At 45.9% G+C, this 17,143-nt stretch carries 10 protein-coding genes and 1 pseudogene; 7 read left to right on the top strand and 4 right to left on the bottom strand.

Annotated elements, in window-relative coordinates; genetic code table 11:
- Nucleotides 1–46: 46 nt before the first annotated feature.
- From cydC to ald, 4 genes and pseudogenes are all read right to left on the bottom strand, one after another.
- Nucleotides 47–1,765, bottom strand: a complete 1,719-nt coding sequence (gene cydC / locus CS022_RS08370) for a heme ABC transporter ATP-binding protein/permease CydC (protein ID WP_129121912.1) — start codon at nt 1,763–1,765, stop codon at nt 47–49.
- Nucleotides 1,758–3,526 (bottom strand): annotated as a pseudogene (gene cydD, locus CS022_RS08365) (heme ABC transporter permease/ATP-binding protein CydD). Before cydD ends, cydC begins: the two are co-directional and overlap by 8 nt.
- A 78-nt stretch (nt 3,527–3,604) precedes the next feature.
- Complete coding sequence (gene trxB, locus CS022_RS08360; protein ID WP_129121911.1) at nt 3,605–4,564, bottom strand: thioredoxin-disulfide reductase; 960 nt, start codon at nt 4,562–4,564, stop codon at nt 3,605–3,607.
- Between the two features lie 117 nt (nt 4,565–4,681).
- On the bottom strand, nt 4,682–5,800 hold the full coding sequence (gene ald / locus CS022_RS08355) for an alanine dehydrogenase (RefSeq protein ID WP_129121910.1): 1,119 nt from the start codon (nt 5,798–5,800) through the stop codon (nt 4,682–4,684).
- A gap of 166 nt (nt 5,801–5,966) precedes the next feature.
- Between ald and lrp the strand changes: the two genes are divergently transcribed.
- From lrp to CS022_RS08320, 7 genes are all read left to right on the top strand, one after another.
- Complete coding sequence (gene lrp, locus CS022_RS08350; RefSeq protein ID WP_129121909.1) at nt 5,967–6,461, top strand: leucine-responsive transcriptional regulator Lrp; 495 nt, start codon at nt 5,967–5,969, stop codon at nt 6,459–6,461.
- A gap of 230 nt (nt 6,462–6,691) precedes the next feature.
- The gene (locus CS022_RS08345) at nt 6,692–9,451 is read left to right on the top strand and encodes a DNA translocase FtsK (RefSeq protein WP_129121908.1); all 2,760 of its coding nucleotides are present in this window, start codon (nt 6,692–6,694) and stop codon (nt 9,449–9,451) included.
- 28 nt (nt 9,452–9,479) lie between these two features.
- Nucleotides 9,480–10,082, top strand: a complete 603-nt coding sequence (gene lolA, locus CS022_RS08340; protein WP_129121907.1) for an outer membrane lipoprotein chaperone LolA — start codon at nt 9,480–9,482, stop codon at nt 10,080–10,082.
- Between the two features lie 12 nt (nt 10,083–10,094).
- Complete coding sequence (locus CS022_RS08335; protein WP_129121906.1) at nt 10,095–11,429, top strand: replication-associated recombination protein A; 1,335 nt, start codon at nt 10,095–10,097, stop codon at nt 11,427–11,429.
- Nucleotides 11,430–11,585: 156 nt separating this feature from the next.
- Nucleotides 11,586–12,872 carry a serine--tRNA ligase gene (serS, locus tag CS022_RS08330; protein WP_129121905.1) on the top strand — a complete coding sequence of 429 codons (1,287 nt, stop codon included), beginning with the start codon at nt 11,586–11,588 and terminating at the stop codon, nt 12,870–12,872.
- A gap of 293 nt (nt 12,873–13,165) precedes the next feature.
- The gene (locus tag CS022_RS08325) at nt 13,166–14,731 is read left to right on the top strand and encodes a methyl-accepting chemotaxis protein (RefSeq protein ID WP_129121904.1); all 1,566 of its coding nucleotides are present in this window, start codon (nt 13,166–13,168) and stop codon (nt 14,729–14,731) included.
- A 691-nt stretch (nt 14,732–15,422) separates the two neighbouring features.
- Nucleotides 15,423–16,937, top strand: coding sequence for a leukocidin family pore-forming toxin (locus CS022_RS08320; protein ID WP_129121903.1), 1,515 nt, complete (start codon nt 15,423–15,425; stop codon nt 16,935–16,937).
- The last annotated feature ends 206 nt before the right edge of the window (nt 16,938–17,143 follow it).

Below are 17,143 nucleotides of genomic sequence, written 5' to 3'. Positions count from 1 at the left end.
GGAGTTATTACTCCCTCTAATTATAACGGCACATTGACTTGATAATTTAGAGTCGCTTCAGTAACGCTGAATAGCGCCCGTTTTGCGCTTTCAGCGTCTGATGACTGCCTTGCTCGATAATTCGCCCTTCGTCCATCAGACAAATTTCGTCCATGTCAGTAAGCCCAATAAGCCTGTGAGTGATGAAAACGACAGTTTTATTCTTAGCATGTTCTAAGATCAGCGAGAGGATTTGTTGTTCAGTTCTTGCATCTAGACCCTCGGTAGGCTCATCAAGTAACAGAACGGGTGCGTTTCTCAACAGTGCCCGCGCAATACTCAGTCGGCGCTTTTCACCGCCTGACAGTAAGCGACCGCCATCCCCTAACCACATATCGAGCCCGGGCTCTTCGAGAAGAACCTGCAAGCCGACTTGATTCAGCACTTCTTTGAAATCATCGTCGGATGCACTGGAATTTGCCATCTTGAGGTTATTTCTCAATGTTCCGTTAAAAATGTCTACGCGTTGACTGACAACAGCGATAGATTTTCTAAGCGCAGATTCTTGCCACTCTGTCAGAGAAACATCATCAATGAGGATGGTACCGCGCTGGGGATCCCAATTACGGGTAATTAGCTGAAGGAGAGTCGATTTTCCGCACCCTGTGCGACCAAGAAGCGCTATCTTTTTCCCTGCGGCGACTTCGAGATTGACATCAGATAATGCGTCTTGCTCTGCGCCATGATAGCGATAACTTACACCACTAAATGTGAGTTTACCTTTGGCAACGTTAGCATAGCCGTCGGGCTTGAAAGGTGTATCCGGCGGAGTCTGCAGCACTTCATTAAGACGCTTGGCTGATGTGATGGTCTGACCTAAGTATTGGAAGGCACCCGCTACTGGGGCCATTAGTTCAAAGCTTGCCATCGTTGCGAAGGCTACCATAGCAACAAAGGGGTCCGGCTTGTTTCCGGCAATACCGTCAGCAGCCAGCCACAACATGAGCACAAGTGTCAGTCCGTTTGCAGCAAGTAGACCTGCGCTGGCGAGACCGGTGATCCCAGCCATTTTCCGTTGAGCGCACAGTAGCGTTTGTTGTTCATCTTCGGCCTGTTGGCGATAGCGTTGTGATGCACCAAAGATATTCAGTTCGGCCTGACCTTGTATCCAATCGAGAAGCGACACTCTTAGCGTCGATTTCGTTTGACTAATAACACGGCCATGCCCTGCGCCCAATCGATAAAAAACAATCGGCAGAGCGATCATCATTGTCAGAAGAATTCCACCCAAAGTCAGTCCTAAGGAGGGCTCGAACCAGAAAAGGAAACTACTGATGGCAACGATACCCAATGAACCGACAATCAATGGGCTTATTAGGCGAAGATACACGTGGTCCATCGCATCAACATCGGCCACCATTCTGTTGAGAAGGTCCGCATCACGCAGTGAGCCGATGCGGCCCGGAATCAATGGAGTAAGCCTTCTGAAGAAGTAGATACGTAACTCAGCAAGCAGTTTGAACGTCGCGTCATGACTGACGACACGTTCACCCCAACGGCCAGCCGTTCTGGCGATCGAAAAACCTCTCACACCACCTGCAGGAAGCATATAGTTGAAATTACTGCCAATGGTTAAACCGGCTAGTGCGGAGGCAGCAATAAACCACCCTGACAGCGTAAGCAGGCCAATTGCAGAGCAAAGCGTTGCCAAGGCCAGTACTATACCTGCAGTTAGGCCAAACCAGTGCTTTTTGTAAAGACGGAGGAAGGGCAGTAGGTCACGCATCCAAATCACCTCTGTCAATGGCGTTGTACATATCTGCTAGTACACCTTGAGATTTAAGAAGGTCAAAGTCGCCTTGTTGAACAAGCTTGCCTTTATCCATGACCCAGACTTGATCTGCATTACTGAGTTCGTCGAGTCTGTGACTGATCATCAAGGTTGTTTTGCCTTTCGTTGCTTCAGATAAACTCGCTGCAACGAGCTTTTCACTGTTGGCGTCGAGGCTGGCTGTTGGTTCGTCGAGCACCCAAAAGCTTCCATCCTGAAGCATTGCGCGTGCGACGGCGACGCGTTGCGCCTGACCGACTGAGATCCCGCTGGCTCTGTCGCCTACCATGTGCGTATAGCCCTTTTCGAAACGTTGAATGAACTCATCAGCAAACGCAGCTTTCGACACGCGATTAATTTGATTCTCTTCCGCTTCAGGCCTGGCGAGGGCGACATTATCGCGAAGCGTACCGTGGAAGAGTTGAGGGTTTTGTCCAACCCAACTGATGTGTTTTCTCCAGTCTGACAGGCTATAATCGCGAAGTTCTATCCCATTTATTTTCAAGCTGCCTCGATAGGGCAAGAATCCCAAAACTGCATTCATTAGGCTGGTTTTACCTGCTCCACTAGGGCCAACAAGTACAACTTGTTCGCCGGGAGTGATTGAAAAGCTCAGGGGCCCGGCCAACACAAAGCCATCAGGGCTAACCACCTCGCAGTCTGATGCTTGTATCGAGACAGACGTTAAATCGGTTGTTTGCTTTCCTGATGATTGACCTCGGGCTCTGCATCTAAAAAGTTCACAATAGACTCTGCAGCGCCAATTGCTTGCTGTTTGGCGTGATAGAAGGTACCCAAGTCTCTCAGGGGTTGGTAAAACTCTGGGGCGAGCACAAGCACAAAAACAGCAGTGAACAGAGAAATGGTTACGCCATAGTGGCCAAAATCGAGCTCCCCGATAAAACTGAAACCGAAATACACCGCTGTAATTGCGATTGAAATAGCCGTAAAAAATTCAAGCACCGCGGATGAAAGAAATGCCATGCGTAACACTTCCATAGTGCGGCGTCGAAAATCGTCAGATGCCGCATAGAGTTGTTCTGTTTCTTTGTCAGCATGATCAAAAAGCCGAATTGTTGCTAATCCACGCAGTCTGTCATAGAAGTGTCCTGACAGGCGCTGCATCGCTTTAAAGTTACGTCTGTTAGCATCAGCGGCCCCCATGCCAACAAGTGCCATGAACAGCGGCACCAGTGGTGCTGTTAGCAAAAATACCAGGCCCGCTGCCCAGTTGATAGGGAAGACAGCAACGAGAATAATCAATGGAAGCAAGACAGCAATGGACATCTGAGGCATGTAGCGAGAGAAAAAGTCCTGCATTTCCTCAACCTGCTCCAGAACAAGGCTTGCCCAGCTTCCGGCTGGCTTCCCTTGTATTGTTGCCGGACCAAGTGAGTGAAGCTTATCGAGAATAAGTTTGCGAATATGGAGGCGTATTATTTCACCTGCACGATAACCCGTCAGCTCTCTTGCCCAACTGATAGCAGCTCTCAAGCAAACAACGAGTGCGAGCCCTACAAATGACGATATAAGTTCAGACTTAGGCGTCTGCTCAATGATGAGTTGATTGAGAATATTCGCCAGTAAAGCAGCTTGTGCGAGGAGAAAAAGACCAGAGATAAAAGCCATTGCTACAGTGACCATCATCCAGGACTTGGCAAGCTGATTGTGGCCTTTTAGCCATTTGAGCAGCGAGCTATGTTTTTTCTTATCCATAGGATCTAATAGTTGATGCCTTTGGTGGCATAAAAAGAAAAAGCCCGGCTAGAACCGGGCCGCAATTCTATAGTTTACTTATTTTTCGTTAAGCGCGTCCAGAAAACGTTCTGCATCAAGTGCAGCCATACATCCGGTGCCAGCAGATGTGATTGCTTGACGATAGGTATGGTCCATGACGTCACCTGAGGCGAATACACCTTCAACGCTGGTTTGCGTGGCGTTACCTTCAAGGCCTGACTTCACTTTGATGTAGCCATTTTCCATATCCAGCTGACCTTCAAAGATCCCGGTATTTGGTTTGTGCCCAATGGCAACGAAAAGCCCCATAACGTCAAACTCTTCAGTTGCGTCAGAATTCGTGTCTTTCACACGTACACCGGTTACACCCATTTCATCGCCTAGTACTTCATCTAGTACGCGATCAGTATGCAGGACAACATTGCCGTTCTCGACTTTGTCCATAAGACGATCAACCAAAATTTTCTCGGCGCGGAAGGTGTTACGTCGGTGAATCAGGTGGACTTCTGAAGCAATGTTGGCGAGGTACAGCGCTTCTTCAACAGCAGTATTACCACCACCAATAACAGCTACTTTCTGATTACGGTAGAAGAAACCATCACAGGTTGCACACGCTGATACGCCGCGACCTTTAAAGTTCTCTTCTGATTCCATACCAAGATATTGAGCTGAAGCTCCTGTTGCAATAATTAGCGCATCGCAGGTGTAAGAGCCGTTATCACCACTCAGTCGGAAAGGGCGCTGGCTAAAGTCAGTTTCGTTGATGTGGTCGAAGATGATTTCAGTATCAAATTTTTCCGCATGCTCTTTCATGCGATCCATTAACGCTGGGCCAGTCAGTCCTTCCGGGTCGCCCGGCCAGTTCTCTACTTCCGTTGTTGTTGTTAACTGACCACCTTGTTGCATGCCTGTTATCATGACAGGTTTCAGGTTTGCGCGTGCTGCATATACTGCTGCTGTGTAGCCTGCAGGGCCTGAACCCAGAATCAACAGGCTCACATGTCTTACTTCACTCATTCGTTCTCCGGACTTTTTGAGTTCGTGTTGTTGACTTTGATTGTATGGAAATTAAAGGCCTAAAGAAAGAGGGCACCCCGAAGGGTGCCCTCTGATTCACTGTAAACTTATGAGTGATTAGTGTTTAAGTGCTGTCAGTGGGTCTACAAAATCCAGATTGAACGATTCTGCGACTTCTTTACAGGTTACTTGGCCATTGATGACATTTAGACCACCAAGGAATCCGCGGTCTTCCAGCAGCGCTTCACGATAACCTTTGTTCGCCAGTTTAACGATGTAAGGCAAAGTGGCGTTGTTCAGTGCAAATGTTGACGTACGCGCAACCGCGCCCGGCATGTTTGCTACACAGTAATGAACAACATCATCAACAATGTACGTTGGGTCAGCATGCGTCGTTGCGTGCGACGTTTCGAAGCAACCGCCTTGGTCAATGGCAACATCAACAACAGCAGCGCCAGGCTTCATACGTTTGATGTGTTCTGCGTTTACCAGCTTCGGTGCAGCGGCACCTGGGATAAGTACAGCGCCAATTACCAGATCTGCGGCCAACACGTGTTTTTCTAGTGTTTCTTCTGTTGAGTAGATTACCTTAGCTTTGCCTTCGAACTCTTCGTCCAATGCACGCAAAGTATCAATGTTACGGTCGAGAATTGTGACGTCTGCACGCAAACCGACCGCCATACGTGCTGCGTTTGAACCAACAACACCACCGCCTAGAACCACTATTTTCGCAGGTTCAACGCCAGGTACACCACCCAGAAGAACGCCTGCACCACCGTGTGATTTTTCTAACGCTTGAGCGCCCGCCTGAATCGACATACGGCCTGCAACCTCTGACATCGGAGCCAGAAGTGGCAATCTTCCTTTAGAATCTGTTACCGTTTCGTACGCTATACAGACAGCTTTGCTCTTGATAAGGTCTTCGGTTTGTGGAAAATCTGGTGCGAGGTGCAAATAAGTGAACAAAATTTGCCCTTCACGAAGCATTGCACGTTCAACAGCTTGTGGCTCTTTAACTTTGACAATCATTTCAGCAGTGGCAAATACTTCTTCGGCAGTGCCAAGGATTGATGCGCCGGCTTTTACATAATCGTCGTCGCTGAAGCCAATGCCAGCGCCTGCTTTTGTTTCAACAAAGACACTGTGTCCGTGGGAAATAAGCTCACGTACGCTGGCTGGGACCATACCTACACGGTATTCATGGTTTTTAATTTCTTTAGGTACGCCAATGATCATCCTGATTTCTCACTCCAAATTAGTGTTATTTGCTACAAATGTTCTTGAAATGTTATATTTAAAGCTAGTATAGTTCTGGGTAGGCAACATTTGATACTGAATATTTGTTTTTTATCAATAAAAACGGAATTTATTATTGCAAGGAAGAAATAAGGTGGAATAAAAAATGGTAGACGCCAAGAAAAAACCCTCCAAGGATTTGGATAGGATAGACAGGAACATTCTGAACGAACTTCAGAAGGACGGCAGGGTGTCGAACGTTGAGCTTTCCAAGCGAGTAGGTCTTTCGCCTACGCCTTGCCTTGAGAGGGTTCGTCGTTTGGAACGACAAGGTTACATCAGCGGCTATACGGCGCTTTTGAATCCTCAGTTCCTCGATGCGTCATTACTTGTTTTTGTCGAAATTACACTTAACCGTGGCGCGCCTGATGTGTTTGATCAGTTTAATCAAGCTGTTCAGGCGTTGGATGATATTCAGGAGTGTCACCTCGTTTCTGGTGATTTCGACTATTTGCTCAAGACTCGTGTATCAGACATGTCAGCTTACCGTAAGTTGCTGGGTGAGACTCTGCTCCGCTTACCGGGTGTTAATGACACTCGAACTTACGTTGTCATGGAAGAGGTGAAACAGACGAATCATCTGGTAATCAAAACTCGCTAGTTATCGATTTAGCTGTGTGAATTCACAGTATTGACGATTTTACTGGCAGGTAAGTGCAATTAAGACAAGCCGAGCAGCTATGTTGCTCGGCTTGTCTTTTTGTTTGGTGTACACTTTTTCTGTTGGCGAGACATCTTACCAAACAATTGAGAGGGATAAAGTGGGCAAAATCGTTCACTATCCGACTACACGCAATATCGGCTTTAAAAATAAAAATCAGATAGGTGACAATGGAGTTTTCTTTACAACAACAGCAAAAAACGAAGGAAGATAAAGATAAGAGGTTGAATGGTATTCAGCGCCTCAAAGAAAGCACGCTCATCATTGCACTCTTGTCTGCCGTTTTTATTGCTGTGGCATTGCTGACTTATGATTCAGCTGACCCTTCATGGTCACAGACCTCTCAGGATGCTCCGATAGAGAATGCTGCGGGTGCGCTTGGTGCTCTCGTTGCAGATACCCTATTTTTCGCACTAGGCAAACTCGCTTATTTATTCCCGCTGGTCTTGGTGTTGGCCGGTTGGGTGTTTTTGAAAAGACGAAGCGCCACTGACAATATTCAATATACGATTCTCGCAACACGTATTCTCGGGGTGGTGATACTTTTCCTGACCAGTTGTGGACTGGCTGACCTCAATTTTGATGATTTCTGGTATTACTCGTCGGGCGGTGTGGTTGGCGATGTACTGAATGATCTTCTTATCCCTTTTCTCAATACACTTGGTACGACTTTGTCGCTGCTCTTTTTCTGGGCTGCAGGTTTCACGTTATTTACCGGTATCTCTTGGCTAACTATTGTCGATACCGTCGGCGAATACACGCTTAAAGCGTGTACATTACTCGTTAATAAAATTCGCAATGACAAGCCTTTGACCCTTGCCGCATCGAAGACAAATGTCGCGTCAAATGGGAATACGCCAGACTTTGATTCTCCAGCCGATGAAAACCTGACAGACGTTACGAGACTCAACGATGCGCAGCGTGTGAAAGATGAGCAAAGTGGCGCTGATGATACTGATAATGACGCTACATCGGGCCCCAAAATTGTTTTTCCTGATTCTGACAGTGCACCTGATGTTCTGCTGGATGAACCTTCATTGGGTGACTTGAGCGTCACCGACGAAAAACCAGCGCCAGCATTTGAAAGTCCGCCACCGTTGCCTCCGGTAGACAGCGAGCAGCTTGAATTGGCGGATGTTCATGAACCATTGAATGTTGATCTTACCGAAGGAGAGCAGGCTGAAACTTCCGAGCAACAAATGTCCGACAAAGATGTTGGCGACTTACTGCCAAAAGCGGACATTACTTTCGAGAACAGTGACGGGCTTTCTGAATTGGAGCGTTTAGAGCAAGAAAACGCTGAGCCAGAGTTATTGCAGGAAAATGAAGAAGACCCATTTCAGGAAACGATCCGCGAAGCCCAAAAGAATGCAGCGGGCGTAACCCATCCATTCCTGATGAAGCATGATGTGGAATTACCGAAACCTGAAGAGCCACTACCAACACTTGATTTGCTCGACCCGGCACGAAAAACAGCCCAGCAGGCATCCCGTGAAGAGCTCGAACAAACTGCCAGACTGGTCGAGGCCAGATTAGAGGATTACAAAATTCAGGTGAGGGTCGTTGGGGTGTACCCGGGCCCAGTGATCACTCGTTTTGAGCTGGAGTTAGCGCCGGGTGTCAAAGTGAGCCGCATTGCCGGACTTGCCAAGGACATTGCTCGCTCACTGTCGACCAGTGCGGTTCGTGTGGTTGAAGTCATTCCCGGGAAACCGTATATCGGATTGGAGTTGCCAAACAGCAGTCGTGAAACCGTGTTTATGTCTGAGGTGGTAGGGAGCGAACGTTTTGTTTCGTCCAAGTCTCCGCTTTCCGTTGTGCTTGGAAAAGATATTGCGGGCGAAGCCATTGTCACCGATCTTTCCAAAGCGCCGCATCTTTTAGTCGCAGGTACCACAGGTTCCGGTAAATCTGTTGGTGTTAACGTGATGATAGTCAGCATGCTATACAAAGCGTCTCCTGAAGACGTTCGGTTCATCATGATTGACCCGAAAATGCTTGAGCTCTCTGTTTACGAAGGCATTCCGCACCTTCTTACTGAAGTCGTTACCGATATGAAAGATGCGGGTAACGCATTGCGTTGGTGTGTCGCAGAAATGGAGAGACGCTATAAACTTATGTCGGCTTTGGGTGTCAGAAACATCAAAGGTTTTAACGATAAAGTCAAAGAGGCGAATGATGCTGATCATCCAATTCCCGATCCGTTATGGAAGCCGGGCGATAGTATGGATGAAACTGCACCGACATTAGAAAAACTGCCTTACATCGTTGTCATCGTCGATGAATTTGCCGATCTGATGATGGTAGTGGGTAAAAAGGTAGAGGAATTGATTGCTCGCCTTGCGCAAAAAGCACGAGCGGCGGGTATACATCTTGTACTGGCGACACAGCGTCCTTCGGTTGATGTCATTACGGGTCTGATAAAAGCAAATATTCCTACCCGGATGGCGTTTACAGTTTCGACCAAGACAGATTCACGTACCATTCTGGATCAGGGTGGTGCAGAGTCACTGTTGGGTATGGGTGACATGCTCTTTATGCCAAATGGCTCAAACCATCCTGCGCGTGTGCATGGTGCTTTTGTCAATGATGATGAAGTGCATCGCGTGGTCAGTAACTGGAAAGCACGTGGTAAACCGCAATACATTTCGGAAATTACCAGCGGCGATCAGGGCTCTGATGCCTTGCTTCCCGGTGAAGCGCCGACAGCCAGTGATGGTGAAGAACTTGACCAGTTATTTGATCAGGTTGTTGAATTCATCACTGAAAGCCGTCGAGGCTCGGTGTCAGGTGTACAGCGACGATTTAAAATCGGGTACAACCGTGCCGCCCGTATTGTAGATCAGCTCGAAGCGCAGGGCATAGTGAGTCCACCCGGACATAACGGTAATCGTGAAGTATTGGCTCCCCCGCCGCCATCACGAGATTAACGTAACAATAAAAACAATGGTAAAAAATATGAAGAAGTACCTTTTGGCCCTGATACTACTCATGCCTTTAACTGTAAACGCGAGTTCACCGAAACAGGAGTTGAGTGACAGACTGGCAAAGGTGAATGCGTTTTCTGCGAATTTCAGCCAGACAGTCACCAGCCCTGACGGCGAGTTACTCAATGAAGGCAAAGGTAAGTTGGCTGTTCAACGACCCAATTTGTTTAACTACACGCCTGATTCAGAGGATGAAAATCTGATGGTTTCAGATGGCGAAACGCTGTGGATTTATGATCCGTTCGTCGAGCAAACAACAGCGATGTGGTTAAAAGATGGGACTGACCACACGCCATTTGTCCTTCTGACCCGCAATGATAAGAGCGACTGGGAAAATTATCTTGTGAACCAGCAAGGTAATATATTCACCTTGACCCCCAAAAACGCAGCAGTACAGAACAAGCTGATACTCAATGTGATGTCCAATGGCGAAGTCAAAGGGTTTACCGTCGTTGAGGACAATGGCCCAACCATTGACTACACCTTACTGGCATTTAAGCCAAAGGCGCCAGCGGCGACAATGTTCACCTTTACTCCACCTGAAGGTGCTGAAATTGACGACCAACGCCAGTAGGCTATCAGTCGAATGAGTAATATGACGCTGGACTTTTCTGACGACTTCCGCCCGCTAGCTGACAGAATGCGCCCAACTAATCTCAAAGAGTATATTGGCCAAAGCCATTTACTTTCTGAAGGTAAGCCACTTCGGCGTGCGCTTGAAGCAGGTCAACTCCACTCAATGATTCTCTGGGGGCCTCCCGGCACAGGCAAAACAACATTGGCTGAAGTGGCTGCCGGGTATGCAAATGCTGAAATTGAACGGGTTTCTGCGGTAACTTCGGGTGTAAAAGACATTCGAGTTGCTATCGATAAAGCTAAGCACAATCAATTGGCTGGCAGACGGACTATCTTGTTTGTTGATGAGGTGCATCGCTTCAACAAAAGCCAGCAAGACGCCTTTTTGCCACATATTGAGGACGGTACGGTCACATTTATTGGTGCGACGACAGAAAACCCATCCTTCGAGCTCAACAATGCGCTTTTAAGCCGTGCTCGTGTCTATAAACTGAAATCTCTTGATGAATCAGATATTCAAACTGTTATTGCTCAGGCACTCGTTGATAAAGAGAGAGGGCTGGGGGACGAGAATCTCGAGTTACCTGATGAGGTCAGAGAACAACTGGCCAGGTTCACCGCCGGTGACGCCAGAATGACGCTCAACTATCTCGAGATATTGTCTGATATGGCTGAACCAGATGATAAGGGCGTCAAAAAGGTTTCGTTGACACTATTAGCTGAGGTTGCAGGAGAAAAAGTCGCTCGTTTCGATAATAAAGGCGACATTTGGTATGATCTGATCTCTGCTTTTCATAAATCCGTCCGGGGCTCTAACCCTGATGCTGCATTGTATTGGTATGCACGAATCATTACCGCTGGTGGCGACCCACTCTATGTGGCGAGGCGACTGTTGGCAATTGCATCTGAAGATATTGGTAATGCTGACCCAAGAGCAATGCAAATCGCAATCAATGCATGGGACTGCTTTACCCGAGTTGGCCCTGCTGAAGGGGAAAGAGCAATCGCCCAAGCTGCGGTTTACTTAGCTTGCGCGCCAAAAAGTAACGCGGTTTACAATGCGTGGAAACAAGCATTATCTGACGCGAAAGCACACCCAGATTATGAGGTGCCTCCTCATTTGCGTAATGCGCCGACGTCATTAATGAAAGATCTCGGCTACGGCGAAGAATATCGTTATGCACATAACGAGCCCAATGCTTTCGCTGCGGGAGAAACCTACCTACCCGTCGAAATGGCTGGTACTCACTATTACCAGCCCTCTGATCGAGGATTAGAGATTAAAATTGGAGAAAAGCTGGCATTTCTTGCTCAGTTAGACGCAAAAAGCCCCCAAAAACGCTAGGAAAAAATTCTCAATTTGGGTATTGTTTGACATCCGATTGTCTCTGCACAATGTTTAGAAATATTCTTTATCCCAGAGACCGACTCAAATACCAAAACGATGTGTTTTCACATCGTTTTTTAATCAGATACCGTCAGAAAAAATCACAGGACTAGCATGCTGGATTCCAAATTACTCCGAACTGAGCTGGACGCGACAGCTGAAAAACTGGCGCGTCGCGGCTTTAAACTCGACGTTGAAACACTCCGTGAACTGGAGGAAAAACGTAAGTCTTTACAAATCCGTACTGAAGAATTGCAAGCGGAGCGTAATGCGCGTTCGAAGTCCATTGGGCAGGCAAAAGCGAAAGGTGAAGACATTCAGCCGCTGTTGGCAGAAGTCGCCAATCTGGGCGACGAGCTGGACAAAGCGAAAGCAGGCCTTGCGTCGTTGCAAACGGAATTAAATGACATTGTTCTGTCAGTACCTAACCTGGCTGACGAAGTTGTACCAACAGGCAAAGACGAATCAGAAAATGTCGAGATTTCAACGTGGGGTGAGCCTAAAGCGTTTGAATTTGACGTTAAAGACCACGTTGATCTGGGTGAGATGAGCGGCGGGCTTGACTTCGCAAGCGCTGTAAAGCTTTCAGGTTCGCGCTTCATTGTAATGAAAGGCCAGATGGCTCGTCTTCACCGTGCGCTGGCACAGTTCATGTTGGATCTGCATGCGACAGAACATGATTATACAGAGATGTATGTTCCTTATTTGGTTAATGCTGACAGTCTTTACGGTACTGGGCAGCTACCAAAGTTCGGCGAAGATTTATTCCATACCCAGCCGGCGACGGAAGAAGGTGTTGGCATGTCACTGATCCCAACGGCGGAAGTACCTCTGACTAATATGGTGCGCGACACTATCGTTGATGAGGCTGACTTACCATTGCGAATGACCGCCCACACACCCTGTTTCCGCTCAGAAGCAGGCTCTTACGGTCGTGATACTCGTGGTCTTATCCGTATGCACCAGTTCGATAAAGTTGAGCTGGTCCAAGTAGTGCGCCCTGAAGATTCAATGTCGGCACTCGAAGAGTTGACAGGTCATGCCGAAAAAGTTCTACAGCTTCTGAACCTGCCATATCGTAAAGTAATTCTATGTACCGGAGACATGGGCTTTGGCGCAACCAAAACCTACGATCTAGAAGTGTGGTTACCTGCGCAAAACACCTACCGCGAAATTTCTTCATGTTCAAACATGGGCGATTTTCAGGCTCGCCGTATGCAAGCACGTTTCAGACGTAAGGGCGAGAAAAAGCCAGAGCTACTCCATACGCTGAATGGTTCAGGTCTAGCTGTCGGTCGTACTATGGTTGCGGTGCTTGAAAACTATCAGCAAGAAGATGGTCGAATCGAGGTACCTGAGGCGTTAAGATCGTATATGGGTGGAGCGACACATATCGGTTAATATCGATAGCAAGCGAACATTAAATAAAAAAGCCGGCATGTTGTCGGTTTTTTTGTTTTGGTCGTTGATGTCTTTCTTTAAACACTTAACGTCATGTTGTAAAAATGGCTGTCTTTTATACTGGTCAATAATAACTGGATGATATTCAACTTCCTGTATCTTCTGAAGTTATTCCATATTCGTCCACTCGACAAAATGCTGGAATAATAACCATAAAATAAGCATTATTTTGTGAAACTCGTCTACTATTAAAGTCATTAATAAATGTCTTGATATTGAGAGGGGTGTGCATTATGCGAGTGAACAATCCTGTGACAGGAAATGAAATTAAGTTTTCAGCTGAATACAACCTCCTGTCTACTACAGACACTCGTGGTGTGATCAAATATGCCAGTAAAGAGTTTTGTGAAGTTGCGGGTTATACGCAGGAAGAGCTGATCGGCCAACCTCATAACCTCGTTAGGCATCCTCAAATGCCACCTGCTGCATTCAAAAACATGTGGGACTTCATTAAAAATGGCCAGTCTTGGATGGGCTTAGTCAAGAACAGAACCAAAAATGGGGACCACTACTGGGTCAACGCATTTGCATCTCCCATTATGAAAGACGGTAAAGTCGTTGAGTATCAATCAGTGCGTTCTGTTCCAGACAGAAAGGCCGTTGACCGTGCTGAGAAGCTATACCCGAAACTGCTCGAAGGCATTACGCCCTTTTTCATGAAGTTGCCGCGAAGCCGTATGTGGCAACGTGCTTTATTGTACTTCATTCCCTCAGCCATCCTTGCAGGTCTCGTTGGTTTTTTTGCCGGTGCTGTTGCTGGTGTCGTTGTTCAGTTTGTTGCAAGTATTGCTACGGTATTTTTCATGACGCGACGACTGGAGGCGCTGACCTCACTTGCGAGAGATGCTTACGATAACCCACTGATGGAATACATCTACAACGGTGCCATTGATGATGTGTCTGAAATCGAACTGGCACTTAAAATGCGTTCATCGGAGTTGGGCGCCGTTGTTGGACGTATTTTGGATGGCAGTGAACAAGTTCTAAATTCAGCACAAACTGCAAGAGACAATGGAAATCGTACGTCTCAAAATCTTGAGCAACAAAATGCGGAAACTGAACAAATTGCCGCCGCAATCAATGAAATGGCGGCGACTACCGGTGATATGTCCAGCAATACACAGAGCGCTTCAGATTGTGCGATGGAGGCCAGCGAGGCTACGCTCAATGGCATGGAGAGTGTGAGCACCACAGTCGATGCTATCAAGAAACTTGCTGAACAATTAAACGAAGGCTCGCGAGTCATTTCAGGGCTCGAGGAGCATGGTAAGCGGATAGGTACGGTTTCTGATGTGATTCTAGGTATTGCGGAACAAACTAATTTACTTGCACTTAATGCGGCGATTGAGGCGGCACGGGCGGGCGACCAAGGGCGTGGTTTTGCTGTCGTAGCAGATGAAGTTCGAGCACTTGCACAACGCACACAAGAATCTACGTCCGAGATACAGGAAGTTATCACTCAAATTCAGCAAGCGACGCAACAAGCTGTTCAATCGATGGAACGAGGTAATGAGTTGTCTGAAGAGTGTGTAAAAAATGCCGAAACTGCGGGAGAGGTATTGCGTCGTTCTCAAGAGTTGGTGACAGACATAAATGATAGAAGCCAACAGATTGCAGCTTCCGTCCAAGAGCAAGCGACGGTGGCGAATCAAATGAACCAAGGCATTCAGTCAGTCTCAGAGTTATCAGAGAAAACAATTGGAATAGCGGGTGAATCGGTGAGTGAGGCTGATAGTTTGTGTTTTCAATTGGCAGAACAAAAAACGTTAGTGTCACAATTTAGAAGAAAATCAAAGTAAAAAATTGACCAAAAGGAAAAAGCATCGGTTCTATCGGTGCTTTTTTATTCATATTTATATTCTATATATACATCAATTGATTTTATTATTTCAAAGTACATATGAGGAAAATTCAGTAATGAGTACTTTATAGTACTAAAAATATACTTTTTTTAATTGAAATATTTTTTGGGGTTCTACATGAAAATCTCTATTTGTATATGAAAAATTATTTTTTCTTCCATATTGTGTTGTAGTGCTAATATTGAATTTATAATCTATTCGTTTAATTTTTCGAATGTTAATTCCAATTAATTAATTGCTTGAAAATAACGAGTAAATTAAATTATAAATGTGTTTTTTATTCTGCTGAAATAATACAATCATCTAATATCCCTCATGCTAAATTATCACTATTGATAAGTATTCTTTTAATTAAGAAATGCTAATTTATTTGGTGTTTCATTTGTGTCCCATTAAATATTTTTCCGTTTAAATTATTGAAATAAAGTCATTTTTACTTGTTGATAAAATATTTCCTCCACCCCTTACAAATTCATGTGATTTAGATGAATTAATACCAGTGACATTGCAATGTCACGCATACAAGGCGCACAAAAATCGGTGTTTGGATATTTACCTTCGTTGGTAATTATCTTAAAACGCTCTTTTTTTTCTGCATCAGTGCTTTCATCATGTTGGGTAGTTAAAAATGAAAATCGTTTTATCTTCAATTGCAGCAGGAATACTCTCCGTTTCATCCGCTTATGCAACAACGCAATTTGGTAATAAAACAGATATTGGCGAGAGACTAATATCAGATATGAACGCAGTATACGTTAATAGTAATCAAGTAAACTCCAGCGATATAACGCGAATAACAGCAAAGCTTAAAAAAGGTTATATCTTGGTTATTGATAATAGTGAGGCCTATGATGCTGAGTCAGCAAAAGCAAATACTAGGGATATTTTAGGTGTGGGTTTAGCCAGTCCCGTTGTATTAGCAAGAATGGTAAATGGCCAACTAGATTTCGAGACAATCAATATCGATGGAGATGAGTCTGCACCTTATCAAAATGTCTTCTCTTCTCCCGTAGGTAAGAAATCTGTCGTTTCTGCCGCGAATGCAGCCAGCAAAGCACTATCAAAAGATTCGAAACGCCAATTTACACGCTCATTGAATCGAAAATCTGCTGCCAGCCCGATCGTTGGTCTTCCTAGCGGTCAATCTGAAACTAACGCATACTCATTCACGGTCAGCGCTAAAAAATACGACATTAAATGTATGACGCCATCATTGAAATATAATTTTTGGTTAGCTCGCCATGAATTTTCAGGACCGGACAAAGATGTGTGTAACGGTAAGGCAAACTCACACATTCGATACACCGTAGATTTAGTCCGGTCAGAAGGTGTGAATGGTATCAACGGTCTTGCTGAAAATAGAAAATATGTTCGTGTGTCAGTCCTCCCGGAATCCGGTGGTACGGGCATACATCTGGCCAGGAGCCTGGAAGAGAAAAAAGTCAACACTGCGCAATGGTTACTTACTCCGTTTGCCGACAATTATACGTTTTCAGTTGGGACAAGCGATCGCGATATTGAGTTGATTGGTCATTCTCCGAGTCAAGCAAACCCTGGTACGACTAGCTCTGAAACCAATGGATTCACGGTTGGTGTTTCTTTAAGTGCGGGTTGTAATGGGAGCGGTAACCAGTCTGGTGGAAGCGTTGGTTGTGACGCTAATGGGACTCTCAGCTACTCGTATTCCCACCAAAGAACGATATCAGTAACGACACGCGAATACACACTTGAAAACTTATCGGGATATGAACCTGAGACGGCCTCATGGACGTGGGATCGACTTTATGACCTCAACAAGTGCGATTGGTTGTTGAAGCGAGATCATGGCGTCTTGTGTAAGTTTACAGATGGCTTTTGGAACAAAGGTGCATTCAACTTGAGTCGCTTTTCTGCAATCTCTCACAAGAATTTCGTACCTGGCTTCAGCGCTTCATTCGAAGCGAAACCGTCTAAAAAAGGAAGATCCACCTTTAAGATTAATGGCTCTGTGGGCGTAATGTCTTTGCTTGCCACCTCTTACTATCCCTTTCCTACGCGGGTGACAAAAATTACGGATGAGCATGTGACAGATGTACCGCTCAACACATCTGTCGAAATAGACTGGAATAAAGGTGTATTCTCTAAACAGACTATAAAAGACTAACCAAATTCGCCGGGCATGCCCGGCTTTTTTCTCCTCAGGCAACATGATTATAACTCAGGAAAATAATAAGCAGTAAAACCTGTAAAGCATCGGCTTGGCCGATGACTTTTTGTCTCATATGCATCCAATTACTATTATTATCTTGACAATGTCTATTTTTTTTGCTTTCCTATAATCTTCTTGTAAATATAAATAATACTTAACAA

Origin of the sequence: Veronia nyctiphanis, from assembly GCF_004116385.1 — a bacterium.
GTDB lineage: Bacteria > Pseudomonadota > Gammaproteobacteria > Enterobacterales > Vibrionaceae > Veronia > Veronia nyctiphanis.
This window is presented reverse-complemented; position numbering and strand designations above follow the sequence as displayed.